The following is a 24,101-nucleotide window of genomic DNA, read 5'->3' as shown; positions in this document are numbered from 1 at the left end:
ATGATGGCAGAGAGGTCACACCCGTTCCCATACCGAACACGGAAGTTAAGCTCTCTAGCGCCGATGGTAGTTGGGACCTTGTCCCTGTGAGAGTAGGACGTCGCCAAGCAACTAAGCACGAGTCATTTGACTCGTGCTTTTTCGTGTTTTCAAACAGGTACGTAAAAAGAAGTCATGGTAATACAAACACGTTGCCCAAGGATTAATCATATTATATAAGAGGTGGATGTATATTTTTCTGTAAATTGTTAAGGAATAGAAGTATAAAATATGTCCATTTAAATAGGGAGGGAAGGTTATGAAATCACAAAATGAAGTTTGTATTGTTTGTGAGACAGAAAGAAAAGAAGGGATATATGTTTATAATAATTTAATATGTTATGAATGTGAAAAAGATATGGTGAATACGGAGACAGATGATCCGAAGTATATATATTATTTAAAACAGCTTCGGAAATTAGAAGTATCATATTTTTAAATAGGCATATGCCTATTATTTTTTTTGTTCTGTATAATAGAGAAAGAATGAAATAATAAGGAAGAGATATAGATGAATCAAAATCGCATACCTTTATATGAGGCATTAATAAAGTTTAAAGAAAGAGGGCCGTTGTCCTTTCATGTTCCAGGTCATAAAAATGGTTTAAACTTCCCTCAGGAGGCAGTAGAGGAGTTTAAAGATATACTATCTATCGATGTAACTGAGTTGTCAGGGTTAGATGATTTACATAGTCCGTTTGAATGTATAGATGAGGCACAACAATTATTAGCTGATGTATATGGAGTGAAAAAAAGTTATTTTTTAATTAATGGTTCAACAGTAGGGAACTTAGCAATGATTTTGTCTTGTTGCGGGGAACATGATATTGTTCTTGTACAAAGAAATTGTCATAAATCAATTATTAATGGTTTAAAATTAGCGGGAGCAAATCCGATTTTTTTAGATCCATGGATTGATGAAGCTTATAATGTACCGGTAGGAATTCATGATGAAATTATTAAGGAAGCAATTGAAAAATATCCAAATGCTAAAGCACTCATTTTAACGCATCCTAATTATTATGGTATGGGGATGAATCTAGAGGCAAGCATCGCTTATGCACATGCACATAAAATCCCCGTTTTAGTAGATGAGGCACATGGTGCTCATTTTTGTTTAGAGGGGGCATTTCCAAAGTCAACATTAGCATATGGTGCAGATATTGTAGTTCATTCTGCACATAAAACATTACCCGCGATGACGATGGGATCCTATTTACATATAAATAGTCGCTTAGTGAAAGAAGAAAAAGTTTCTACCTATTTAAGTATGCTACAATCTAGTAGTCCATCGTATCCAATTATGACTTCTCTTGATATTGCACGCTTTACAATAGCACGTATAAAAGAAAAGGGACATGATGAAATTGTCGAGTTTTTACGGGGATTTAAAGACGAATTGTGTTCTATTCCACAAATAGCTATTTTACAATATCCATTACAAGACGAGTTAAAGGTTACTGTACAGACACGTTGTCAGTTATCAGGATACGAATTACAGTCTGTATTTGAAAAGGTCGGTATATATACAGAAATGGCGGATCCATATAATGTCCTATTTATTTTGCCCTTGCAAGTAAATAAGGAGTATATGAAGGCTATAGAGATGATCCGAGAGGCATTGCAATATTATGAGGTAAAAGACAAGAAGGAATCTATTCGTTATACTTATAAAGGGGAAATTTCTCCTCTGCCGTATACATATAAACAACTGGAAGAATATGAAACAAAAGTAGTATCTGTAGAAGAAGCAGTTGGGATGATAGCGGCAGAAATGGTGATTCCGTATCCACCTGGAATTCCATTGATTATGTATGGGGAAAGAATTACTTCAGAACATAAAGAGCAAATTATGTATTTAGAGAAAGCAGGCGCTCGTTTTCAAGGCAGTACGAAATATATGAAAGTGTATGATATAGAAAGTGGGTTTTAGGATGAAGGGATTATTTGTAACAATTGAAGGTCCAGAAGGTTCTGGTAAGACAACGTTAATTCAAAGTTTATTGCCATACTTTGAACAAAAAGAACAGAAGGTAATGGCGACGAGAGAACCAGGTGGTATTGCAATTTCTGAGGATATTAGAACGATTTTACATAAGCAAGAATATACGATGATGGAAGCACGTACAGAGGCGCTTCTGTATGCTGCGGCACGTAGGCAACATTTGGTGGAAAAGGTTATGCCGGCACTTAACGAGGACTACCTTGTATTATGTGATCGTTTTATAGATAGCTCTTTAGCGTATCAAGGATATGCAAGAGGATTAGGTATGGATAAAGTATTTGAAATAAATCGTTTCGCAACAGAGGACTGTATGCCTAGTTTAACGATTTACTTAGACATTGAACCAGAGATTGGTTTAGCTCGCATTGAAAAAGATGCAGGACGTGAAGTGAATCGATTAGATATGGAAGATATCTCTTTCCATAAACGTGTGCGTGAAGGATATTTACAAGTTGTAGAACGTTTCTCAGATCGTATTGTATTAGTAAATGCCGATCAGCCAATGGAAAAACTTATAGAAGAAGTTGTTCAGATTATAGAAGATAAATTGTTATAATAGAAGGAAAGAATGAAATAAGTGAGGTATGCATTATGACGAAGACGTGGGAGCAGCTTTCTGCTATACAACCCATCGGTGTAAAAATGTTGATGAATAGCATTGCAAAAGAGCGTATATCCCACGCTTACTTGTTAGAGGGAGGGAAAGGGACTGGAAAGTTTGCAACGGCAATTCAAATGGCAAAGAGTTTCCTCTGTTCTGGGCGGAATGGGGTAGAGCCTTGTTATGTATGTACAAATTGTAAGCGAATTGATTCAGGTAACCACCCTAACTTACATATTGTAAAACCAGACGGATTATCTATTAAGAAGCAGCAAATTCATGATTTACAAGAAGAGTTTTCAAAAACAGGATTAGAAGCAAATAAAAAAGTATATATTATTGAGCACGCAGATCGTATGACAGCAAATGCAGCGAATACACTCTTGAAATTCTTAGAAGAACCAAGTAGTGATACAACAGCTATTTTACTTACTGAACAAAGTCATCAAATTTTAAATACGATTTTATCTCGCTGTCAAGTTGTTACATTTAGACCTCTACCTACGGAATCTTTAATTAGAAGATTACAGGATGAAGGTATTACGGCATCTTTATCAACACTTGCTGCGCAACTCACGAATAGTTTTGATGAAGCTTTAGCTTTATGTAGTGATGAATGGTTTGCACAAGCACGAGCTTTAGTGATAAAATTATGTGAAGCGCTCGAAAAGGATAAAGCCTCTCTTTTTTTTGTACAAGAAAAATGGGTAAAACACTTTGGAGAGAAAGAACAATTACAGCAAGGTTTAGATATGTTGCTCCTTATTTATAAGGATTTATTATATGTTCAACTTGGAGAAGAAGATCGTCTTGTTTTTCATGAGCAGAAAGGGATGTTTGAATCTTTCTCCTATGCTCAGAAGCGCATTGTATCAGCTCTCTTTAATATATTAGAGGCAAAAAATAGAATCAACGCTAATGTAAATGCGCAGCTTGTGTTCGAACAGTTAGTGTTGCGGTTGCAGGAGGGATGACCGTTTTGTATGATGTAGTAGGTGTTCGCTTTAAGAAGGCCGGAAAGGTGTATTACTTTGATCCGAATCAGTTCGATATCTCTGAAAATGAGTTTGTAATTGTAGAAACAGTAAGAGGTATTGAGTATGGAAAAGTAGTTATTACCAAAAAGCAAGTCGATGAAAACGACGTTGTATTACCGCTAAAAAAGGTTATTCGTATTGCAAATGAAAATGATCGTACCATTGTTGAAGAGAACAAACATGCTGCGAAAGAAGCATATCAAGTTTGTCAGCAAAAGGTAGTAGAGCATAATCTTGATATGAAACTTGTAGATGTAGAGTATACGTTCGATCGCAATAAAATTATCTTCTACTTTACTGCGGATGGTCGGATTGATTTCCGTGAACTAGTGAAGGACTTAGCGGCAATTTTTAGGACAAGAATTGAACTAAGACAAATTGGTGTTCGTGATGAAGCGAAGATGCTTGGTGGTATTGGTCCCTGTGGTCGTATGCTTTGTTGTTCTACTTTTTTAGGAGATTTTGAACCTGTATCCATTAAGATGGCAAAGGATCAAAATTTATCATTAAATCCTGCAAAAATCTCTGGTTTATGTGGTCGCTTAATGTGTTGCTTAAAATATGAGAATGATGAATATGAGGCAGCAAAGGAACAACTTCCTGATTTAGATCAACGTATACAAACCCCACATGGTACTGGCCGTGTTATCGGATTAAATATTTTAGAAAGATTAATTCAAGTGGAACTAGTAGACAAGGAACGGATAGTAGAATATACGTTAGATGAGTTAGTGAATAAAGGGGTCGTTTCGAGTCAAACCACAGATTAATGAGGTGGGTGCTTGTGGAGAAAAAAGATATTTTTGCATCGGTTTCTAGTATGGAAGAGCAAATTGGACATTTATACAAACAGTTGGGAGAATTAAAACAACATCTTGCAGAGTTGTTGGAAGAGAACCAACATATAAAAATGGAAAATGAAAATTTGCGACACCGCTTCGAAGAAGTGCAGATTAAGGAAAAACAAAAAACTCAAAAACGTAAAGAAGTGAAGCCGAAGACAACTGATATTGGCGAAGGCTACGATAATTTAGCAAGACTATATCAAGAAGGTTTTCATATTTGTAATCTGCATTATGGAAGTGTGCGTAAAGAGGGAGATTGTTTATTCTGCCTGTCATTTTTAAATAAAAAGTGAAATTACCTTTCCAATAATAATTGGAAAGGTAATTTTTTATACATGAGAGTAGAATGAAATATGTTTTTTTATTAGTAGAAGATGAAATAGGGTAGGTTAAGTGTAAGAAAAGGAGTAACATATGAATTTATATGAAGATGAACGTTTAGATTACTTATTAGCGCAAGATATGAAGATTGTACAAAGCCCATCAGTATTCAATTTCTCGTTAGATGCTGTTTTACTTGCAGATTTTGCCTGGGTACCAATTCAAAAAGGCAATTTACTTGATTTGTGTACAGGTAATGCAGTTGTACCCCTTCTATTAAGTACCAGAACGAAAGGGAATATTACTGGCGTGGAAATTCAAGAACGCTTATATGATATGGGAATAAGAAGTGTTCAATATAATAAGTTGGAAGAAAGAATTCACTTAATACATGGGGATCTGAAAGATATGCCGGGGAAACTTGGACGTCATCAATATGATGTTGTCACATGTAATCCGCCTTATTTCCAAACACCTGCAACTTCTGAAAAAAATATGAATGAACATTTAGCGATAGCTCGTCATGAAATTATGTGTACATTAGAGGATGTTGTATCTGCATGTAGTCAGTTAGTAAAGCAAGGCGGGAAAGTAGCATTTGTACATCGTCCAGGTCGTTTACTAGATATTGTTACATTAATGCGTAAATACAAAATTGAACCAAAGCGTGTACGATTTGTTTATCCTAAGGCAGGAAAAGAAGCAAATACATTGTTAATTGAAGGAATTAAGGACGGAAACGCAGATTTGAAAATATTGCCACCTCTTTTTGTATATGAAGAAAATAATGAATATACAAAGGAGATTCGTTCAATTTTATATGGAGAAGAATAAGCATTGTTTTTATGTAGTAGAGTGCTCTGACGGAAGTTATTATGCTGGATATACAAATCATATAGAGAAGCGGATTCAGACCCATAATAGTGGAAAAGGGGCTAGGTATACGCGTGCTAGACTTCCTGTCGTTTTAAAATACATAGAATTTCATGAAGATAAGCGTACAGCTATGCAAGCAGAGTATTATTTTAAGCAGTTAAATAGAAAACAAAAAGAAGAATATATGCAAAAAGGAGAACATTATGTGGCAACAAAAAAGCTTTCAACAAAATGAAAAGGGAGTTTTATATTTAGTACCAACTCCTATTGGAAATTTAGAAGATATGACATTTCGTGCAATCCGAATTTTAAAAGAAGCTGATTTAATTGCTGCTGAAGATACGAGACAAACGAAAAAACTTTGTAATTATTTCGAAATTGAAACCCCTGTTATGAGTTACCATGAGCATAATAAGGAAGTAAGTGGAAAGAAAATATTAGGGAAGTTAGACGAAAGAAAGACTGTAGCACTTGTTAGTGATGCTGGTATGCCTTGTATTTCCGACCCTGGTTACGATATTGTTGTAGAGGCTGTAGCAGAACAGTATCATGTTATTCCGCTTCCTGGGGCAAATGCGGCCCTTACAGCATTAATTGCATCAGGCCTTGAAACAAAACAGTTTTATTTCTATGGATTTTTACAAAGAAATAAAAAAGAAAGAAAAATGGAGTTAGAGAAGCTTCGTTATGTACAAACTACAATGATGTTTTATGAAGCACCTCACCGCCTGGATGATACTTTAATCTCGATGCAAGAGGTGTTGGGAAATAGAGAAATTGTATTATGTCGAGAGTTAACGAAAAAATTCGAGGAATTTATTCGAGGAACAGTTGAAGAAGCGATTGAGTGGACGAAACAAAATGAAGTTCGTGGTGAGTTTTGTATTTTAGTAGCTGGTTCAACAGAAGAACCTGCTCCAGAAGAACAATGGTGGGAATCTATTTCGATATATGATCATATTGAACATTATATAAACGAAAAAGGAATGAATTCAAAAGAGGCGATAAAAACAGTCGCGAAAGATCGAGATTTGTCGAAACGCGATGTATATCAAATCTATCATGTGGATAAAAAATAAGCTTCTCATAATTGAGAAGCTTATTTTGCTGTTTCGATATAATCTTGAAGTTCGTTTAAGATTTGCTCAGCGCCTTCTTTGCTTAAGATAATTTTACCTTCAGCTAAAGATAGGTTGCCATCAGATACTTCACCAGTTACTTGGCAAGTCATGTTTGGCTTATATTTTTTTAAGATGATTTTCTCGTCATCAACGTAGATTTCAAGAGCATCCTTTTCTGCAATACCTAAAGTACGGCGTAATTCGATTGGAATTACTACACGACCTAATTCATCAACTTTACGAACAATACCAGTAGATTTCATAATTCTTTTCCTCCTAAAGAAATAGTTTATAAGTTTCGAGTCTATTTTCTAGATTCGTCATTTTTCGACAAAATACCCTATGGACATATGATACCAATCATTTACATTTCCGTCAATTCTTTAATTCTATATTTTTTAAAAAGATTTATAGATTTCTTACTTCTTATATATAATAGAATGTGAGTAATTTCTACTATTATTTCACTTTATTTTCAGAAAAATTTATAAATTTTAAGTGGGGACTGTATATTTTCTTGAAATATGAGTAATAGATGATAAAAGTATTAAGTATTAACTCGTTTTTATCCCGCATTAACAAGCGGTAAGATTTTAAATTTAACATTCGGCTGGAGCAAAGAGGTTAAGTAGGAGCCGGATTGCTCGTAAAAGCCCGTAAAAGCCCGACTGGTGCAGGCTAATAATCCGCGGGAATGAACAAAACCCCTCACAGATTAAAGTTTCACTTTATATATAAGTTTTTGATATACTATTTATAAATACATATGAGGTTATCCGGGAGGTCCAAAACAATGACAGAGGAAAACAAATCCTTTTATATTACTACCCCAATTTATTATCCAAGTGGAAAATTACACATTGGACATGCTTATACAACAGTAGCAGGAGATGCGATGGCACGATATAAGCGTATGCAAGGATATAATGTTCATTATTTAACAGGAACTGATGAGCATGGACAGAAGATCCAAAAGAAAGCAGAAGAATTAAACGTTACACCACAAGCATATGTGGATAACATCGTTGCAGGAATTAAAGAACTTTGGGAGAAGATGGATATCTCTTATGATGATTTTATTCGTACAACGGAAGATCGTCATAAAGATGTTGTTGAAAAAATCTTCAAACAACTAGTAGATCAAGGTGATATTTACCTTGATGAATATGAAGGTTGGTATTCTGTACAAGATGAGACATTCTATACGGAGCACCAATTAGTAGATCCAATTATGGAAGGTGACAAAGTAGTTGGAGGAAAAAGTCCAGATAGTGGTCATGCTGTAGAACTTGTTCGTGAAGAATCTTATTTCTTTAGAATGGGTAAATATGTCGACAGACTATTAAAATTCTATGAAGATAATCCACATTTCATTCAGCCAGAGTCTCGTAAGAATGAAATGATTAATAACTTCATTAAACCAGGCTTAGAAGATTTAGCAGTTTCTCGTACTTCATTTGACTGGGGAGTTCGTGTTCCAGGCAACCCGAAACACGTTATTTACGTATGGGTTGACGCGTTATCTAACTATATTACAGCATTAGGTTATGGAACAGAAAATGAAGAGATGTATAAGAAGTTCTGGCCGGCAGACGTGCATTTAGTTGGAAAAGAAATCGTTCGTTTCCATACAATTTATTGGCCAATCATTTTAATGGCATTAGATTTACCTCTTCCGAAAAAGGTCTTTGCTCACGGTTGGATTTTAATGAAAGATGGAAAGATGAGTAAGTCAAAAGGAAACGTAGTAGATCCAGTTACATTAATCGATCGTTACGGATTAGATGCATTACGTTATTACTTACTTCGTGAAGTTCCATTTGGATCAGATGGCGTATTCACACCAGAAGGATTTGTGGAGCGTATTAATTTCGACTTAGCAAATGACTTAGGTAACTTATTAAATCGTACAGTAGCTATGATTGATAAGTACTTTAACGGAGAAATCCCTGCATTTAAAGCAAATGTAACGGAATTTGATGAAACGTTAGTAACGTTTGCTCAAGATACATTAAAAAAAGTAGAAGAAGCAATGGAGAATATGGAATTCTCTGTAGCACTAAGCTCAATTTGGCAATTGGTTAGCCGTACGAATAAATATATTGATGAAACACAACCGTGGGTATTAGCAAAAGATGAGAATGATCGTGAAAAGTTAGCTTCTGTAATGGCCCATTTAGCAGAAGTACTTCGTCAAACAGGTATTATGCTTATGCCATTCTTAACAGTAGCACCAAGCAAGATGTTTGCTCAGCTTGGCCTTACTGATGAAGCACATAAATCTTGGGAAAGCCTATCTACAATTGGCTGCATTCCAGCTGGAACAAAAGTAGAAAAAGGAAACCCGATTTTCCCTCGTTTAGAAATGGAAGTAGAGGTAGAGTACATTAAAGAACAGATGAAAAGCTCTGCTCCTAAAGTAGAAGAGAAAAAAGAAGAAGAGCCGAAGGCAGAAGAAATTACGATTGATGATTTCTTTAAAGTAGAATTACGCGTAGCCGAAGTACTATCTGCTGAACCTGTGAAAAAAGCAGACAAGTTGTTAAAAATTCAACTAGACTTAGGCACAGAAAAGCGTCAAGTTGTTTCTGGAATTGCAAAATTCTATTCACCAGAAGATCTCAAAGGTAAAAAGGTTATTTGTGTAACAAACTTAAAACCTGTAAAATTACGCGGTGAATTATCACAAGGTATGATTTTAGCGGGTGAAGAGAATGGCGTATTGTCATTAGCATCAATTGACCAAAATCTACCAAACGGTACAAAAATCAAGTAATTAAGACAAGAAAAGAGATGTTTCACGTGTAACATGTGTGAAGCGTCTTTTTTCTTTTTACACTCTCAATTTTTGCATTAAAATTATAGTATTGTTATCGTTAAGTTAGTAAAGAGCTTATTTTTTAGAATAAACTTGATTTCAATATAAAAGGAGTTATGTAATATGCTGTTTGATACACATTCACATTTGAATGCAGAGCAATTTGAAGAAGATTTACAAGAAGTTATTGCCCGAATGAAAGAAGCGGGAGTTACCTATACAGTTGTTGTTGGTTTTGATGAAATAACGATCAAAAAGGCAATGGAATTAGCTGAAACTTATGATTTTATTTACGCTGCGGTTGGATGGCATCCAGTTGATGCAATTGACATGACAGAAGAGCATTTAGCATGGTTAGAAGAGCTTGCTTCTCATCCTAAAGTCGTTGCACTTGGAGAAATGGGCTTAGATTATCATTGGGATAAGTCACCAAAAGAAATACAGAAGGAAGTATTCCGTAAACAAATTGCATTAGCCAAAAAGGTAAAATTGCCGATTATTATACATAACCGCGATGCAACTCAAGATATTGTTGATATTCTAGAAGAAGAGAATGCAGCTGAAGTGGGAGGCATTATGCATTGCTTTAGCGGCAGCGTAGAAGTAGCAGAGCGATGTGTTGATATGAACTTTTTAATTTCGTTAGGCGGACCAGTTACATTTAAAAATGCTAAGAAACCGAAAGAAGTTGCCACCGAGATTCCATTAGAGAAATTGTTAATTGAGACGGATTGTCCATATTTAACACCACATCCATTTCGAGGGAAACGAAATGAACCGAGTTATGTAAAACTCGTAGCAGAAGAAATTGCGAATTTAAAAGGAATTTCTTATGAGGAAGTAGCAGAAATAACAACAAAAAATGCAAAAGCTTTATTTGGTGTTGAATAAAAAGGAGTGGGAGAACCCATTCTTTTTTATTTTTGTGAAAAAATAAGGGCGAATGAGGAAGTGTTACAATAAGGAGAGAGAACAAAGTTTTGGACATTCTATTTTTTAAAATGTAAGAATGGGGAAAATAATAATGGAAAAGTCGTCATTTTTTTGTTTTACTAAGTAGAGACGAAACGAGTGTGGAGGCAAGCATGAAAATTAAAGAGATTATCGTTGTAGAAGGTAAAGATGATACAGTTGCGATAAAGCGTGCTGTTGATGCGGATACAATTGAAACGAACGGTTCAGCAATCGGTGATCATGTTATTGAGCAAGTTAAATTAGCGCTGCAAAAAAGAGGCGTTATTATTTTTACAGATCCGGATTATCCTGGAGAGCGTATTAGAAAAAATATTTCTGATAAGGTGCCGGGATGTAAACATGCTTTTTTACCGAAGGAAGAAGCACTTGCTAAAAGGAAAAAGGGTGTCGGAATTGAACATGCTTCTAATGAATCAATTCGCCGTGCTTTAGAGAATATACATGAAGAAATGGAAGCTTACACAAGTGAAATTAGTTGGAGCGATTTAGTCGATGCAGGCTTAGTGGGCGGAGAAATGGCAAAGAGTCGCAGAGAAAGAATGGGTAAGCTATTAAAGATTGGTTATACAAACGCAAAACAGTTACATAAACGATTACAAATGTTTCAAGTTTCAAAAGAAGCATTTGCAGAAGCTTATAAGCAAGTCATACAGGAGGAAAGAAAATGAAGGATATCGCAACGCCAAATCGTACGAAAGACATTGTTGAAAAGTATGGATTTTCATTCAAAAAAAGTTTAGGACAAAATTTCTTAATTGATACGAATGTATTAAATCGCATCGTTGATCACGCTGAAATTGGACCAGAAAGTGGTGCAATTGAAATTGGACCAGGTATCGGTGCATTAACAGAACAATTAGCGAAGCGTGCTAAAAAAGTTGTGGCTTTTGAAATTGATCAAAGATTATTACCGATCTTAGATGAGACGTTAGCTCCATATGGCAACGTTACAGTTATCAATAAAGATGTACTGAAGGCAGATGTACACGAGGTGTTTAGCGAGCAATTTGAAGAAGAGCAAGATGTAATGGTAGTAGCGAACTTACCATACTATATTACAACGCCAATTTTATTTAAATTGCTGGAAGAGAAATTACCGGTTCGTGGATTTGTTGTTATGATGCAAAAAGAAGTTGGAGATCGTTTAGCTGCTAAACCTGGAACGAAAGAGTATGGTTCTTTATCCATTGCCATTCAGTATTATACAGAGGTAGAAACAGTTATGACTGTACCGCGTACAGTGTTTGTGCCACAACCAAATGTTGATTCTGCGATTATTCGTCTCCTAAAGCGCCCGAAACCAGTTGTAGAAGTAACAGATGAGACATTCTTCTTTGAAGTAGTACGAGCAAGTTTTGCACAACGTCGTAAAACTTTAATGAATAATTTATCAAATAATTTAAATGGTTTCCCGAAAGATAAAGAGCTGTTGGATCGAATTTTAACAGAAGTAGGAATTGATCCAAAACGAAGAGGGGAAACGCTATCTATCGAGGAGTTTGCAACATTAAGTAATGCATTAGTTCTTCATAAATTGTCATAAGAATAGAAAAGGGACAGTTCAAATTGAACTGTCCCTTTTGTCACCTTTCCTTTCCTACATTCATACTTTAAAAACAGGTAAGATGGCCTAACGAGTTTGGAGGTAGGAGAATGGCTTTACATGTTGGAGAATTAGTGGAACGATATTCTCATAATAGGGATATCCTTTTTCGTATTATAGAAATAAAAGGTGAGATAGCTATATTATTTGGAGAGGAAATTAGACTGGTGGCGGATGCGCCACTTGAAGATTTAATTAGTATAGATCAACGAGAACATAAAAAAAGAGCGAAGCGTGAGAAAGAAACGATGGAGCGTACGTATCGTTTGTTTCAACAAGATTATGTATTAATGAAACAAAGGCATGAACACACTTCAACTGGTGGATATACAAGTGAGGTGAATTATTTTCAAATGCCAGGACGTGTATTGCATATAGATGGAGACCCGTTATATTTGCGCAAGTGCTTAGACTTATATAATAAAATTGGTGTTCCTGTACAAGGTATTCATTGTAAAGAAACGGAGATGCATGAAAAGGTAGTAGATTTAATAGATCATTTTCGTCCGGACATTTTAGTTATTACAGGGCACGATGCATATACAAAATCAAAAGGGGTAAAGGGAGATTTAGCAGCATATAGGCATTCAAGGCATTTTGTACAGGCTGTTCGAGAAGTGAGAAAAAAATATCCATCATTGGATCAACTCGTTATTTTTGCTGGGGCATGCCAATCACACTTTGAAGCATTAATTCGAGCAGGTGCTAATTTTGCTAGTTCACCATCTAGAATTAATATTCACGCACTAGATCCTGTATATGTGGTTGGTAAAATTAGTTTTACGTCATTTATGGAGAGAGTAAATGTATGGGATGTTGTACGTAATACGATTACCGGCGAAAAGGGACTTGGCGGGATTGAGACGAGGGGAATTTTACGAACTGGATTACCCTTTCAACATTATGAAGAATAAGCAAGGTACATATGTATCTTGCTTTTTTGTCTGGAAAGGATTTAAATCAGCTTGGATAAAAAGAGACAAGAACGAACAGACTATGTAATGATACTTTTACAATATAGTATTTCTTCTATCTATTCGAACGCAGGATGCTTTTATAATGATATTGTCTGTGAGTTGCGGTTAATAATTGGGATAGATATATCGTGTTTTAAGTGTTCAATCTAAATTACAGCGAGGTGTAACGAAGTATATGTCAAAACGTTTAGATGAAATTAAAAGCGAATTAGATCACCATCTTGGACAGAGACTGATGTTAAAGGCAAATAGTGGGAGAAGAAAAACAGTAGAACAATCAGGTGTACTTGCAGAAACGTACCGTTCTGTTTTTGTTGTACAATTGGACCAGCAAGAAGATGCGTTGCAACGTGTATCGTATAGCTATGCGGATGTTTTAACAGAGACAGTAGAGTTAACATTTTATGGTGAACCTCATAATGAAGTGATTTTATAATTGATGTATCGTTACATATATTCCCACAAATGAAAAGCTATATTATTTTGCATACTAATTATACCGTAGCAAAATAAGGAGGGACTCTGCATTGAGTAGACGAAGAGGTGTCATGTCAAATCAATTTAAAGAAGAGCTTGCGAAAGAGCTAGGCTTTTATGATGTTGTTCAGAAAGAAGGATGGGGCGGAATTCGTGCGAAAGATGCTGGTAACATGGTGAAACGTGCTATAGAAATTGCAGAACAGCAATTAATGAAACAAAACCAGTAGTTGTAAGATACTTTCTATGCTACGGTAGCCGAGGAGTGATTCCTCGGCTTTTTGTACTCTAAAAGGTGCCATCATTTTACATAAGTAGTTTCATTCTGAATGCTTTTCGTTATAATTAGGGAAGTGTCATCGTCTTACTATAAATTTATGGTAAAATAAACGATAAAAGATTGAGTACATAGAGTGGGTGAATAGATTGAAGCTACTAGTGAAAGCACCAGCAAAGATTAATCTGTCGTTAGATGTACTGGGAAAAAGACAAGACGGATATCATGAAGTGAAAATGATTATGACAACAATTGATTTAGCGGATCGTTTAGAACTAATGGAATTAGCAGAAGACCGTATTGAAATTTTATCCCATAATCGGTATGTCCCAGACGACCAAAGAAATTTAGCTTATCAAGCAGCGAGATTATTAAAAGAGAAGTTTAATGTGAAAAAAGGCGTATCTATTACTATTGAAAAAACGATTCCAGTAGCAGCTGGATTAGCAGGTGGAAGTAGTGATGCAGCAGCGACATTACGTGGCCTTAATAAATTATGGAATTTAGGGCTTACAATTGACCAGTTAGCAGAGCTTGGCGCAGAAATTGGGTCAGATGTATCGTTTTGCGTATATGGTGGGACAGCAATTGCCACTGGAAGAGGAGAGCAAATTGAGCATATAAAAACTCCGCCTTCTTGTTGGGTTATTTTAGCAAAACCGCATATTGGTGTATCTACTGCTGATGTGTATGGAAATTTAAAGTTAAATCGAGTTACACATCCAAATGTAGATAAAATGGTTGATGTCATAAATGCTGGGGACTACAAAGGGATTTGTGATACTGTTGGTAACGTTTTAGAAGATGTAACGTTTGCGATGCATCCTGAAGTTGCACGTATTAAGGCACAGATGAAGCGGTTTGGGGCGGATGCCGTATTAATGAGCGGAAGTGGCCCAACTGTATTTGGTCTTGTACATCATGATTCACGAATGCATCGTATATATAACGGATTAAAAGGATTTTGTGAACAAGTATACGCAGTACGTTTATTGGGAGAGCGAGAAACGCTTGAATAAAGACGTATAATACGGTATGATTTGTTTAGAATATTCGTGATTTGAGGTGAGAGTATGAAAATTAGACGAAGTACAAGATTAGTCGATATGACGTATTACTTGTTACAAAATCCTCGTCAGCTAGTTTCTCTCACTTTTTTTGCTGAAAGGTATCAATCAGCTAAGTCTTCCATTAGTGAAGATTTAGTTATTATTAAGCAAACGTTTGAACAACAAGGGGTCGGCACATTGCAAACGATACCAGGAGCAGCAGGAGGAGTGAAATATATACCATATATAAGTGCGGAAGAGGCAGAGCTAATTATTGGAGAGCTTTGTAGCCTATTTGAAAATCCAGGTCGTATTTTACCTGGTGGTTACTTATATATGACAGATCTTTTAAGTAATCCTCGTCATATTAATGGCGCAGGTCGTTTGTTTGCTTCTGTTTTTGCTAGGCAACCAATTGATGCGGTTATGACGGTGGCAACGAAGGGTATTCCACTTGCTTATGCAGTGGCAAATTACTTAGATGTACCGGTAGTAATTGCAAGGAAAGATAATAAGGTAACAGAAGGCCCAACTGTTAGTATTAACTATGTATCAGGTTCTTCTAAGCGAATTCAAACAATGACGTTAGCAAAGCGTAGCCTTCCAGAAGGATCAAATGTTTTAATTATTGATGACTTCATGAAAGCTGGCGGGACAATTCAAGGTATGATGAGTATGTTAGAAGAGTTTAAGGCTAATGTTGTTGGTATTGGTGTACTAGTAGAATCCACGGATATTGAAGAACGACTAATTAATAATTTTGTATCATTAATTCGTTTATCAGAAGTTGATGTGAAAGAAAAAGCGATTCAAGTGGAAAAGGGAAATTATTCACTGGCACCATTTGATGAAGGGCTTGTAGAGACTGAGTAAAAAGGTAAAGCAGATCGCTTTATCTTTTTTTTATTCTATTTATAAATTATAAAATAGATGGACAAACTGCTTTCCGTGCACTATTTTTAAAGAGTAAAAATAAATAATAAAAGGGTGAAAAATATGAAAGTTGTTCAAACAAGCAATGCGCCACAAGCAATTGGACCCTATTCACAAGGGATTATTGTAAATAATATGTTTTACAGTTCAGGACAAATTCCGTTAACTGCAAGTGGAGAGCTTGTAGCGGGAGACGTGACAGTACAAACAGAGCAAGTATTTCAAAATTTACAAGCAGTATTAGAAGAAGCGGGTGCTTCATTTGATACAGTAGTAAAAACAACAGTATTCTTAAAAGATATGGATGATTTTAATGCTGTTAATGAAGTATACGGCTCTTATTTCTCTACTCATAAGCCAGCTCGTTCTTGTGTACAAGTAGCAAAATTACCGAAAGATGTTTCAGTTGAAATCGAAGTAATTGCCCTAGTTAAGTAATTCTTTGTAAGCGGTAACCTCCACTAATCTCTATATTCAATTACATTAAAAATTTTTATCTTAAAAATTTTTAAAAAATTAAAGGGAAAATAGAAATTTTGTGGAATTTATACAAATATATCGCTTATTTAGAAAAGGGTGGTGAACACAAGATGGAAGTGACTGACGTAAGATTACGCCGCGTAAACACAGAAGGCCGCATGAGAGCAATTGCCTCTATTACTCTAGACCATGAATTTGTTGTTCATGATATTCGTGTAATTGATGGTAATAATGGATTATTTGTAGCAATGCCAAGTAAACGTACTCCAGATGGAGAGTTCCGTGACATTGCACATCCAATTAATTCTGGTACACGCTCTAAAATTCAAGATGCGGTTTTAACAGAGTATCATCGTTTAGGCGAGTTAGAAGAGGTTGAGTTTGAAGAAGCGGGTGCTTCGTAAAATTCGAATGAAAAGGGCTTTTTAAAGAAAGACCTATAATTTTGCAACAAACTCCTGTAAGCATTTACAGGAGTTTGTTTTTTTTTTGTGTTTTTATATATTTTGTGTACGGAAAATTCGGAATTCATCAAAATGAAGAGTAAAACTTCTAATTTTTTCAAAATCATTTTAAATAGTATAGCTTATTTCTTAAAAAAGATACTAAAGAGTAAAACATCGTATAAGAATTATGGTAAAATTTAATAGTTAAAATGTGTTTCTTGAAATATATGATGATTTAGGATAATATCGTTAATGGATAAATAGGTTGCGATGGAGGGTCTATATGTCAAACAGATTTGCAGTGATTCTAGCTGCAGGCAAAGGCACACGTATGAAGTCTAAGCTATACAAAGTGCTTCATCCTGTATGTGGAAAACCTATGGTACAACATGTTGTTGATCAAGTAACTCAATTAGGATTGCAGAAACTTGTCACAGTCGTAGGACATGGTGCTGAAATGGTACAAGAACAGCTAGGAAACGTAAGTGAGTTTGCATTACAAGCAGAACAACTTGGTACAGCGCATGCTGTAGATCAAGCTGCAAGTGTACTTGCAAATGAAGAAGGAACAACTTTAGTTATTTGTGGTGATACGCCGCTAATAACTGCTGAAACGATGGAAGCATTGCTTCAGCAACATAAAGAAGCAGGGGCCATGGCAACGGTGCTAACAGCTTACATAGAAGAACCTGCTGGATATGGTCGTATCGTTCGTAATGAGAATGGTCACGTTGAAAAGATTGTTGAGCATAAGGATGCAAATGAGAAAGAATTAGCTATTAAAGAAATCAATACAGGTACGTATTGTTTTGATAATAAAGCTTTATTCGCCTCACTTTCTAAAGTTTCAAATGATAACGTACAAGGTGAATATTACCTGCCAGATGTTATTGAGATTTTAAAAAATGAAGGTCATATCGTATCAGCTTATCAAACAGAGCACTTCGATGAAACGTTAGGTGTTAACGACAGAGTCGCTCTATCGCAAGCGGAAATTATTATGAAAAACCGTATCAACCGAAAGAACATGGTAAATGGTGTTACAATTATCGATCCAAGTAACACGTATATTTCTGCTGATGCAATTATCGGTAGTGATACAGTTCTTCATCCAGGAACAATTATTGAGGGGAATACTGTAATTGGTTCTGATTGTGAAATTGGACCGCATACAGTAATTCGCGATAGTGAAATTGGAGATCGTACGACAATTCGTCAATCTACTGTACATGATAGTAAACTTGGTACAGAAGTATCGGTTGGTCCATTTGCACATATTCGCCCAGATTCAGTTATTGGAGATGAAGTACGCGTTGGAAACTTCGTGGAAATCAAAAAAACTGTTTTTGGTAATAGAAGTAAAGCTTCACACTTAAGTTATATCGGGGATGCACAAGTTGGAGAAGACGTGAATCTTGGTTGTGGTTCAATTACGGTGAACTATGACGGTAAGAATAAATTCAAAACTGTGATTGGTAACGGGGTATTTATTGGATGTAATTCAAACCTTGTTGCTCCTGTAACAGTTGAAGATGGTGCTTATGTGGCAGCAGGCTCTACAATTACAGAGAATGTTCCATCAAAAGCATTATCTGTAGCACGTGCACGTCAAGTTAACAAAGAAGACTATGTTGATCAATTGCTGAATAAGAAAAAATCATAATGTGGAGGGTTAATCTAGATGTCGACTCAATATCTAAATTCTAATTTGAAAGTATTCTCTTTAAACTCTAATAAGGAACTTGCTGAGCAAATTGCAAAGCACATTGGAGTAGGACTAGGAAAATGTTCTGTTGATCGTTTTAGTGATGGAGAAGTTCAAATTAACATTGAAGAAAGTATCCGTGGTTGCGATGTATTCATTATTCAATCTACAAGCTTCCCAGTAAACGAACATATCATGGAATTACTTATTATGATCGATGCATTAAAACGTGCATCTGCAAAAACAATTAATATTGTTATTCCTTACTATGGTTATGCGCGTCAAGACCGTAAAGCGCGTTCTCGTGAACCAATTACATCGAAACTTGTAGCAAACTTGCTTGAAACAGCAGGTGCAACTCGTGTAATCACTCTAGATTTACATGCTCCACAAATTCAAGGGTTCTTTGATATCCCAATCGACCACCTAATGGGTGTACCGATTCTTTCAGATTACTTTGAAACAAAGGGTCTTAAAGATATCGTAATCGTGTCACCTGACCACGGTGGGGTAACTCGTGCTAGAAAAATGGCAGACCGTCTAAAAGCACCAATCGCTATTATTGATAAGCGTCGTCCTCGTCCGAACGTATCAGAGGTAATGAACATTATCGGTAATATTGAAGGTAAAACAGCAATTTTAATTGATGACATCATTGATACAGCTGGTACAATTACATTAGCAGCAAACGCTCTTGTTGAGAACGGTGCTTCTGAAGTATATGCTTGCTGTACACACCCAGTATTATCTGGTCCAGCAATTGAGCGTATCCAAAACTCAAATATTAAAGAGTTAGTTGTAACGAACTCTATCGTATTACCGGAAGACAAGAAAATCGACAAAGTACATGAACTTTCAGTTGCTCCACTAATCGGAGAAGCAATCATTCGTGTATACGAAGAAGAATCTGTAAGTGTATTATTCAATTAATTGGATAGAATGAGACGTAACCAAGATTGGTTACGTCTTTTCGTATCGAAAAAAGAAAGTAGTGGTACAAGAATGAAATTGATAGTAGGACTTGGGAACCCGGGTAGAGAATATGAATTAACAAGGCATAATATTGGATTTATGGCGATTGATGAACTTGCAAAGCGTTGGAATATTTCTTTGAATGAACAAAAATTTAAGGGAGTATTTGGTGCAGGATTTGTTAATGGAGAAAAAGTAATCTTATTAAAGCCACTTACATATATGAATTTATCTGGGGAAAGTATTCGACCACTCATGGATTACTATAAAATTGATGTCGAGGACTTCGTTGTTCTGTACGATGATTTAGACATCCCTGTAGGTAAATTACGCCTTCGTATGAAAGGTAGTGCTGGTGGACATAATGGTGTGAAATCAACAATTTCACATTTAGGAACACAAGAGTTTCAACGTATCCGCATGGGAATTGATCGTCCGAAAAATGGAATGAAGGTAGTAGATTACGTATTAGGACGTTTTACATCAGAAGAAGTTCCTGAGGTAAATCATTCTATTGAAAAAGCCGCGGATGCATGTGAAGAATGGTTAAATAAACCTTTTCTTCAAATTATGAATACTTTCAATAGTTAAGGGTATGATTGGGAATATTTTGTTTTATTTTTACCCATACTAGTAGTAATTGGATTTTTTAGGAGGCTAGTATGGAAGGGTATTATTATTGCAGACATTGCGGGAGTAATGTAGGCTCCGTTACTGCAGAAAAAGTGTATAGCGACGTTTTATTTCAACTAACAGAGCAAGAAGTAGTAGAGATGATTCATTTTCATGAGAATGGAAATATATATATACAAACGATTTGTGAATCGTGTCAAGAAACGCTTGCATCTTATCCTGAGTATTATGAATATGAAAAATTTCTGCAATAAAATGTTGTCGCTTTGGCATGTCCAAAGCATTTTTCTGTTTTCTTTTTCCAAAATATTTGCATAAAATATAGTGGCTTGCTCTTTATGTTGAGAGGGGTTTTGAAAATGATAGGTTTATTAGAGCAATTTTATAAAAATGAAGAGATCCAATCGGTTATTAATGGACTAGAAGATGGTTTAAAAGAACAACTTGTATCAGGTATGGCAACCTCTTCTCGTTCGTTATTAATGGCGGCCTTATATAAAAAAACAAAAAAATCACAACTTATTGTGACGCATAATTTATATCAAGCGCAAAAAGTGCATGAAGATTTAGTGGCGTTACTTGGTGAAAAAGATGTGTGGCTATACCCAGTAAATGAATTGATAGCATCAGAAATTGGTGTTGCAAGCCCAGAATTGAAGGCGCAACGTATCGAAGTATTGAATCGTTTAGCTGCAGGAGAGAATGGGATTATTGTAGCACCAGTTGCAGGACTACGCAGATTTTTACCAATGAAAGAATTGTGGAAGCAAAGGCAAATCGAAATCAATCTAGGGCAAGAGATTGATTTAGATACATTCTTGCATACTTTACATCATATTGGTTATGAGCGTAAGTCGATGGTAGAAGCTCCTGGGGAATTCAGTTTGCGCGGGGGAATATTAGATATTTATCCATTAACTGAAGAGTTACCATTTCGTATTGAATTTTTCGACACAGAAGTTGATTCTATTCGATTATTTGATGTGGATGAACAGCGCTCTCAAGATAAAAAAGAAAGTGTTAGATTTGGTCCAGCAACAGAGTTTTTATTTTCACAGGAAGAATTGAAGTCGGGAATTAAGCATCTTGAGGAAGGCTTAACTAAGACGATGCAAAAACTTTCCGATGATAAATTGAAGACTACAGTGCTTGAGACGGTAAGTCATGAAATTGAGATGTTAAAAAACGGGCAAAGTATAGAACAGATGTTTAAATATTTATCTATTTTCTATAACGAACCTGCTAGTCTGATAGATTATTTACCAGAAGATGGTATTGTGGTTTTAGATGAGATTTCCCGTATTCAAGAAACCGCATCACATCTTGAAACGGAAGAGGCGGAATGGTATATATCACTTCTTGGTGAGGGAACAATTATTCAAGATTTATCTTTCTCACACTCGTTTGAGGAATTTCTTCATCATAAAAAAAGAAGTTTTGTATATTTAACGTTATTCTTACGTCATATAGCACATACACATCCGCAAAACATTGTGAATGTGACATGTAAAACAATGCAAGATTTCCATGGGCAGATGCAGTTGTTGAAAACTGAAATTGATAGATGGAACGAAGGGCATTTTACGACTGTTGTGCTCGGCACAGATGATGAACGTGTAAAAAAACTACAACATATTTTAAGTGATTATGATATTGAGGCAGATATCGTAGAGGGCACAGATATACTATTGCCTGGAAGGTTACAAATTGCTGTAGGTGATTTACATGCAGGATTTGAAATGCCAATGCAAAAACTTGTTGTCATTACTGAAAAAGAGCTTTTTCATAAGAAAGTTAAAAAATCACAACGTAAGCAAAAGTTATCTAATGCTGAACGTATTAAAAGTTATTCGGAATTAAAAGTTGGAGATTATGTAGTTCATGTAAATCATGGTATAGGTAAATTCTTAGGTATCGAGACACTAGAGATTAATGGTGTTCATAAAGATTACTTGAATATTAAATATCAAGGTAATGATAAATTATACGTTCCAATTGAACAAATTGACCAAGTGCAGAAATATGTAGGATCTGAAGGTAAGGATCCAAAAGTTTATAAATTGGGCGGAAATGATTGGAAAAAGGTCAAAACGAAAGTTGAAAAATCTGTACAAGACATTGCGGATGACCTAATTAAACTATATGCTGAGCGCGAAGCTTCAAAGGGTTATGCATATACACCAGATACGGCAGAACAACAAGAATTTGAATCTTCTTTCCCATATCAAGAGACAGAGGATCAATTACGTTCTATTGAAGAGATTAAGAAAGATATGGAACGTGGACGTCCGATGGATAGACTTCTTTGTGGTGACGTAGGGTACGGAAAGACTGAAGTAGCTATTCGTGCGGCATTTAAAGCAATTATGGATGAAAAACAGGTTGCGATTTTAGTGCCGACAACAATTCTTGCACAACAACACTATGAAACAATTCGAGAGCGTTTTCAAGATTATCCAATCAATATAGGGTTATTAAGTAGATTCCGTACGAGAAAACAGCAAAATGAAACAATTAAAGGCTTAAAAGATGGCACGGTAGATATCGTAATCGGAACGCATCGTATTTTATCTAAAGATGTTACTTATAAAGATTTAGGTCTTCTTATTATTGATGAAGAACAAAGATTTGGTGTAACGCATAAAGAAAAAATTAAACAATTAAAAGCAAATGTTGATGTATTAACATTAACGGCAACTCCGATTCCGCGTACACTTCATATGTCTATGCTGGGTGTGCGTGACTTATCTGTTATTGAAACACCACCAGAAAATCGTTTCCCGGTCCAAACATATGTAGTAGAGTATAACCCAGCGTTAATGCGAGAAGCGATAGAACGAGAGCTTGCAAGAGGTGGGCAAATTTACTTCCTATATAATCGTGTGGAGGATATCGAAAGAAAAGCAGATGAAATTTCGATGTTAGTTCCAGACGCGCGTGTAACGTATGCACATGGGAAAATGAACGAAGGTGAATTAGAGTCTGTTATGCTATCGTTTTTAGAAGGGCAGCATGATGTTCTTGTAAGTACAACAATTATTGAGACGGGTGTAGATATTCCGAATGTAAATACGTTAATTGTATTTGATGCAGATCGTATGGGATTATCGCAGCTGTACCAGCTTCGTGGGCGTGTTGGACGTTCTAATCGTGTTGCATATGCATACTTTGCATACAAACGAGATAAAGTGTTATCAGAAGTTGCAGAGAAGCGTCTGCAAGCCATTAAAGAGTTCACAGAGCTTGGATCAGGTTTCAAAATTGCGATGAGAGACTTATCCATTCGTGGTGCAGGTAACCTGTTAGGAGCCGAACAGCATGGGTTTATTGATTCTGTCGGATTTGATCTATATTCTCAAATGTTAAAAGATGCAATTGAACAGCGTAGAGGAACAGATGGGGTTGAAAATACAGTTAATGTTGAAATTGATTTAGAAGTAGATGCATATTTACCAGATGCTTATATTTCAGATAGTAAACAAAAAATTATGATGTATAAACAGTTTAGAGGTGTTTCTGCAATTGAGGATATTGAAGAGTTGCAGGAAGAGATGATAGATAGATTTGGTGATTACCCGCAAGAAGTTGGTTACTTATTGCAAATTGCAAATATTAAAGTATTGGCAATGAAAGAACAAATTGAATTAATTAAGCAAAATAAATTTGAAGTAACAATTCTGTTTTCAGAACAAGCAAGTCAAAATATTGATGGCGGAAAATTATTCATGCTTGGAAATAGTTTTGGACGTATGATCGGTCTAGGAATGGAAGGGTCACAATTGAAAATCGTTATGAAAACAAATGGTTTAGAGACATCGAAGTGGTTAACAATTGCTGAAAATTTATTAAAAGGGCTACCAGATGTAAAAAAAGAAGTCATAAATGCTTAATATAAGATAAAAAATACAATT

General features: G+C 35.7%; 26 protein-coding genes and 1 rRNA gene. 26 read left to right on the top strand and 1 reads right to left on the bottom strand.

Translation table 11 applies throughout. The features are described from left to right. The 10 genes from rrf to rsmI all read left to right on the top strand — a co-directional run. Positions 1-109 (top strand): 5S ribosomal RNA (gene rrf / locus ACTFOB_RS25170); the annotation flags it as partial. Between the two features lie 189 nt (positions 110-298). After that, positions 299-478, top strand: a complete 180-nt coding sequence (locus ACTFOB_RS25165; RefSeq protein ID WP_000842027.1) for a sigma factor G inhibitor Gin — start codon at positions 299-301, stop codon at positions 476-478. A gap of 72 nt (positions 479-550) precedes the next feature. Continuing rightward, positions 551-1,972 (top strand): aminotransferase class I/II-fold pyridoxal phosphate-dependent enzyme, encoded by a 1,422-nt coding sequence (locus ACTFOB_RS25160; protein ID WP_440029768.1) that lies wholly within the window; start codon positions 551-553, stop codon positions 1,970-1,972. Position 1,973: 1 nt separating this feature from the next. Next, a complete protein-coding gene (tmk, locus tag ACTFOB_RS25155) occupies positions 1,974-2,600 on the top strand; it encodes a dTMP kinase (RefSeq protein WP_061678924.1) in 627 nt (208 codons plus the stop codon). A 35-nt stretch (positions 2,601-2,635) separates the two neighbouring features. After that, the gene (gene holB, locus ACTFOB_RS25150; protein WP_440029766.1) at positions 2,636-3,619 is read left to right on the top strand and encodes a DNA polymerase III subunit delta'; all 984 of its coding nucleotides are present in this window, start codon (positions 2,636-2,638) and stop codon (positions 3,617-3,619) included. Positions 3,620-3,624: 5 nt separating this feature from the next. Beyond that, entirely contained in the window at positions 3,625-4,452 is an 828-nt protein-coding gene (locus ACTFOB_RS25145) for a PSP1 domain-containing protein (RefSeq protein ID WP_000272429.1), read from the top strand. 14 nt (positions 4,453-4,466) lie between these two features. Further along, positions 4,467-4,820 (top strand): DNA replication initiation control protein YabA, encoded by a 354-nt coding sequence (gene yabA / locus ACTFOB_RS25140; RefSeq protein ID WP_000412057.1) that lies wholly within the window; start codon positions 4,467-4,469, stop codon positions 4,818-4,820. 121 nt (positions 4,821-4,941) lie between these two features. Continuing rightward, positions 4,942-5,682: a tRNA1(Val) (adenine(37)-N6)-methyltransferase gene (locus tag ACTFOB_RS25135; RefSeq protein ID WP_440029765.1), complete on the top strand. Its 741-nt coding sequence runs from the start codon at positions 4,942-4,944 to the stop codon at positions 5,680-5,682. After that, a complete protein-coding gene (locus ACTFOB_RS25130; RefSeq protein ID WP_098655258.1) occupies positions 5,669-5,959 on the top strand; it encodes a GIY-YIG nuclease family protein in 291 nt (96 codons plus the stop codon). Before ACTFOB_RS25135 ends, ACTFOB_RS25130 begins: the two co-directional genes overlap by 14 nt. After that, positions 5,928-6,803 carry a 16S rRNA (cytidine(1402)-2'-O)-methyltransferase gene (rsmI, locus tag ACTFOB_RS25125; RefSeq protein ID WP_440029763.1) on the top strand — a complete coding sequence of 292 codons (876 nt, stop codon included), beginning with the start codon at positions 5,928-5,930 and terminating at the stop codon, positions 6,801-6,803. Before ACTFOB_RS25130 ends, rsmI begins: the two co-directional genes overlap by 32 nt. Before the next feature lie 20 nt (positions 6,804-6,823). Here rsmI and ACTFOB_RS25120 read toward each other — a convergent pair whose 3' ends face one another. Then, positions 6,824-7,108, bottom strand: a complete 285-nt coding sequence (locus tag ACTFOB_RS25120) for an AbrB/MazE/SpoVT family DNA-binding domain-containing protein (RefSeq protein ID WP_000843036.1) — start codon at positions 7,106-7,108, stop codon at positions 6,824-6,826. Positions 7,109-7,638: 530 nt separating this feature from the next. Here ACTFOB_RS25120 and metG point away from each other — a divergent pair. From metG to mfd, 16 genes are all read left to right on the top strand, one after another. Further along, positions 7,639-9,621, top strand: coding sequence for a methionine--tRNA ligase (gene metG, locus ACTFOB_RS25115; protein ID WP_440029761.1), 1,983 nt, complete (start codon positions 7,639-7,641; stop codon positions 9,619-9,621). Positions 9,622-9,786: 165 nt separating this feature from the next. Beyond that, on the top strand, positions 9,787-10,554 hold the full coding sequence (locus ACTFOB_RS25110; RefSeq protein ID WP_000895824.1) for a TatD family hydrolase: 768 nt from the start codon (positions 9,787-9,789) through the stop codon (positions 10,552-10,554). 194 nt (positions 10,555-10,748) lie between these two features. Further along, positions 10,749-11,306, top strand: coding sequence for a ribonuclease M5 (rnmV, locus tag ACTFOB_RS25105; protein WP_440029759.1), 558 nt, complete (start codon positions 10,749-10,751; stop codon positions 11,304-11,306). Further along, complete coding sequence (gene rsmA / locus ACTFOB_RS25100) at positions 11,303-12,181, top strand: 16S rRNA (adenine(1518)-N(6)/adenine(1519)-N(6))-dimethyltransferase RsmA (RefSeq protein WP_440029757.1); 879 nt, start codon at positions 11,303-11,305, stop codon at positions 12,179-12,181. The genes rnmV and rsmA overlap by 4 nt, the downstream gene beginning before the upstream one ends. 110 nt (positions 12,182-12,291) lie before the next feature. Then, complete coding sequence (gene yabG / locus ACTFOB_RS25095) at positions 12,292-13,155, top strand: sporulation peptidase YabG (RefSeq protein WP_001173738.1); 864 nt, start codon at positions 12,292-12,294, stop codon at positions 13,153-13,155. Positions 13,156-13,393: 238 nt separating this feature from the next. Next, positions 13,394-13,654: a biofilm formation stimulator Veg gene (veg, locus tag ACTFOB_RS25090; RefSeq protein WP_000044349.1), complete on the top strand. Its 261-nt coding sequence runs from the start codon at positions 13,394-13,396 to the stop codon at positions 13,652-13,654. 91 nt (positions 13,655-13,745) lie between these two features. After that, positions 13,746-13,925 (top strand): acid-soluble spore protein SspF, encoded by a 180-nt coding sequence (gene sspF, locus ACTFOB_RS25085; protein ID WP_001985066.1) that lies wholly within the window; start codon positions 13,746-13,748, stop codon positions 13,923-13,925. A gap of 196 nt (positions 13,926-14,121) precedes the next feature. Further along, positions 14,122-14,991, top strand: a complete 870-nt coding sequence (gene ispE / locus ACTFOB_RS25080; protein ID WP_000772099.1) for a 4-(cytidine 5'-diphospho)-2-C-methyl-D-erythritol kinase — start codon at positions 14,122-14,124, stop codon at positions 14,989-14,991. A 54-nt stretch (positions 14,992-15,045) separates the two neighbouring features. After that, positions 15,046-15,894: a pur operon repressor gene (gene purR, locus ACTFOB_RS25075; RefSeq protein WP_440029756.1), complete on the top strand. Its 849-nt coding sequence runs from the start codon at positions 15,046-15,048 to the stop codon at positions 15,892-15,894. Positions 15,895-16,017: 123 nt separating this feature from the next. Beyond that, positions 16,018-16,392: a RidA family protein gene (locus ACTFOB_RS25070; protein WP_097905083.1), complete on the top strand. Its 375-nt coding sequence runs from the start codon at positions 16,018-16,020 to the stop codon at positions 16,390-16,392. 152 nt (positions 16,393-16,544) lie between these two features. After that, positions 16,545-16,838, top strand: coding sequence for a septation regulator SpoVG (gene spoVG, locus ACTFOB_RS25065; RefSeq protein WP_000454041.1), 294 nt, complete (start codon positions 16,545-16,547; stop codon positions 16,836-16,838). A gap of 325 nt (positions 16,839-17,163) precedes the next feature. Beyond that, the gene (gene glmU / locus ACTFOB_RS25060; protein ID WP_000071045.1) at positions 17,164-18,543 is read left to right on the top strand and encodes a bifunctional UDP-N-acetylglucosamine diphosphorylase/glucosamine-1-phosphate N-acetyltransferase GlmU; all 1,380 of its coding nucleotides are present in this window, start codon (positions 17,164-17,166) and stop codon (positions 18,541-18,543) included. Positions 18,544-18,561: 18 nt separating this feature from the next. After that, positions 18,562-19,515, top strand: coding sequence for a ribose-phosphate diphosphokinase (locus tag ACTFOB_RS25055; protein ID WP_002174555.1), 954 nt, complete (start codon positions 18,562-18,564; stop codon positions 19,513-19,515). Positions 19,516-19,587: 72 nt separating this feature from the next. Then, positions 19,588-20,148 (top strand): aminoacyl-tRNA hydrolase, encoded by a 561-nt coding sequence (gene pth / locus ACTFOB_RS25050; RefSeq protein WP_440029769.1) that lies wholly within the window; start codon positions 19,588-19,590, stop codon positions 20,146-20,148. A 71-nt stretch (positions 20,149-20,219) separates the two neighbouring features. Then, complete coding sequence (locus ACTFOB_RS25045) at positions 20,220-20,444, top strand: anti-sigma-F factor Fin (RefSeq protein WP_000399442.1); 225 nt, start codon at positions 20,220-20,222, stop codon at positions 20,442-20,444. 105 nt (positions 20,445-20,549) lie between these two features. Continuing rightward, positions 20,550-24,080 (top strand): transcription-repair coupling factor, encoded by a 3,531-nt coding sequence (gene mfd / locus ACTFOB_RS25040; protein WP_426833794.1) that lies wholly within the window; start codon positions 20,550-20,552, stop codon positions 24,078-24,080. Positions 24,081-24,101: the final 21 nt, after the last annotated feature.

The organism is Bacillus cereus group sp. MYBK79-1, from assembly GCF_051915365.1.
GTDB lineage: Bacteria > Bacillota > Bacilli > Bacillales > Bacillaceae_G > Bacillus_A.
This window is presented reverse-complemented; position numbering and strand designations above follow the sequence as displayed.

What these genes read in the sequence shown, in the direction of transcription:
- ACTFOB_RS25165 (WP_000842027.1), top strand. Translation starts at nt 299, where the DNA reads ATGAAATCACAAAATGAAGTTTGTATTGTTTGTGAGACAGAAAGAAAA.
- ACTFOB_RS25160 (WP_440029768.1), top strand. Translation starts at nt 551, where the DNA reads ATGAATCAAAATCGCATACCTTTATATGAGGCATTAATAAAGTTTAAA.
- tmk (WP_061678924.1), top strand. Translation starts at nt 1,974, where the DNA reads ATGAAGGGATTATTTGTAACAATTGAAGGTCCAGAAGGTTCTGGTAAG.
- holB (WP_440029766.1), top strand. Translation starts at nt 2,636, where the DNA reads ATGACGAAGACGTGGGAGCAGCTTTCTGCTATACAACCCATCGGTGTA.
- ACTFOB_RS25135 (WP_440029765.1), top strand. Translation starts at nt 4,942, where the DNA reads ATGAATTTATATGAAGATGAACGTTTAGATTACTTATTAGCGCAAGAT.
- ACTFOB_RS25130 (WP_098655258.1), top strand. Translation starts at nt 5,669, where the DNA reads ATGGAGAAGAATAAGCATTGTTTTTATGTAGTAGAGTGCTCTGACGGA.
- rsmI (WP_440029763.1), top strand. Translation starts at nt 5,928, where the DNA reads ATGTGGCAACAAAAAAGCTTTCAACAAAATGAAAAGGGAGTTTTATAT.
- ACTFOB_RS25120 (WP_000843036.1), bottom strand. Translation starts at nt 7,108, where the DNA reads ATGAAATCTACTGGTATTGTTCGTAAAGTTGATGAATTAGGTCGTGTA.
- metG (WP_440029761.1), top strand. Translation starts at nt 7,639, where the DNA reads ATGACAGAGGAAAACAAATCCTTTTATATTACTACCCCAATTTATTAT.
- ACTFOB_RS25110 (WP_000895824.1), top strand. Translation starts at nt 9,787, where the DNA reads ATGCTGTTTGATACACATTCACATTTGAATGCAGAGCAATTTGAAGAA.
- rnmV (WP_440029759.1), top strand. Translation starts at nt 10,749, where the DNA reads ATGAAAATTAAAGAGATTATCGTTGTAGAAGGTAAAGATGATACAGTT.
- rsmA (WP_440029757.1), top strand. Translation starts at nt 11,303, where the DNA reads ATGAAGGATATCGCAACGCCAAATCGTACGAAAGACATTGTTGAAAAG.
- yabG (WP_001173738.1), top strand. Translation starts at nt 12,292, where the DNA reads ATGGCTTTACATGTTGGAGAATTAGTGGAACGATATTCTCATAATAGG.
- veg (WP_000044349.1), top strand. Translation starts at nt 13,394, where the DNA reads ATGTCAAAACGTTTAGATGAAATTAAAAGCGAATTAGATCACCATCTT.
- purR (WP_440029756.1), top strand. Translation starts at nt 15,046, where the DNA reads ATGAAAATTAGACGAAGTACAAGATTAGTCGATATGACGTATTACTTG.
- ACTFOB_RS25070 (WP_097905083.1), top strand. Translation starts at nt 16,018, where the DNA reads ATGAAAGTTGTTCAAACAAGCAATGCGCCACAAGCAATTGGACCCTAT.
- spoVG (WP_000454041.1), top strand. Translation starts at nt 16,545, where the DNA reads ATGGAAGTGACTGACGTAAGATTACGCCGCGTAAACACAGAAGGCCGC.
- glmU (WP_000071045.1), top strand. Translation starts at nt 17,164, where the DNA reads ATGTCAAACAGATTTGCAGTGATTCTAGCTGCAGGCAAAGGCACACGT.
- ACTFOB_RS25055 (WP_002174555.1), top strand. Translation starts at nt 18,562, where the DNA reads ATGTCGACTCAATATCTAAATTCTAATTTGAAAGTATTCTCTTTAAAC.
- pth (WP_440029769.1), top strand. Translation starts at nt 19,588, where the DNA reads ATGAAATTGATAGTAGGACTTGGGAACCCGGGTAGAGAATATGAATTA.
- ACTFOB_RS25045 (WP_000399442.1), top strand. Translation starts at nt 20,220, where the DNA reads ATGGAAGGGTATTATTATTGCAGACATTGCGGGAGTAATGTAGGCTCC.
- mfd (WP_426833794.1), top strand. Translation starts at nt 20,550, where the DNA reads ATGATAGGTTTATTAGAGCAATTTTATAAAAATGAAGAGATCCAATCG.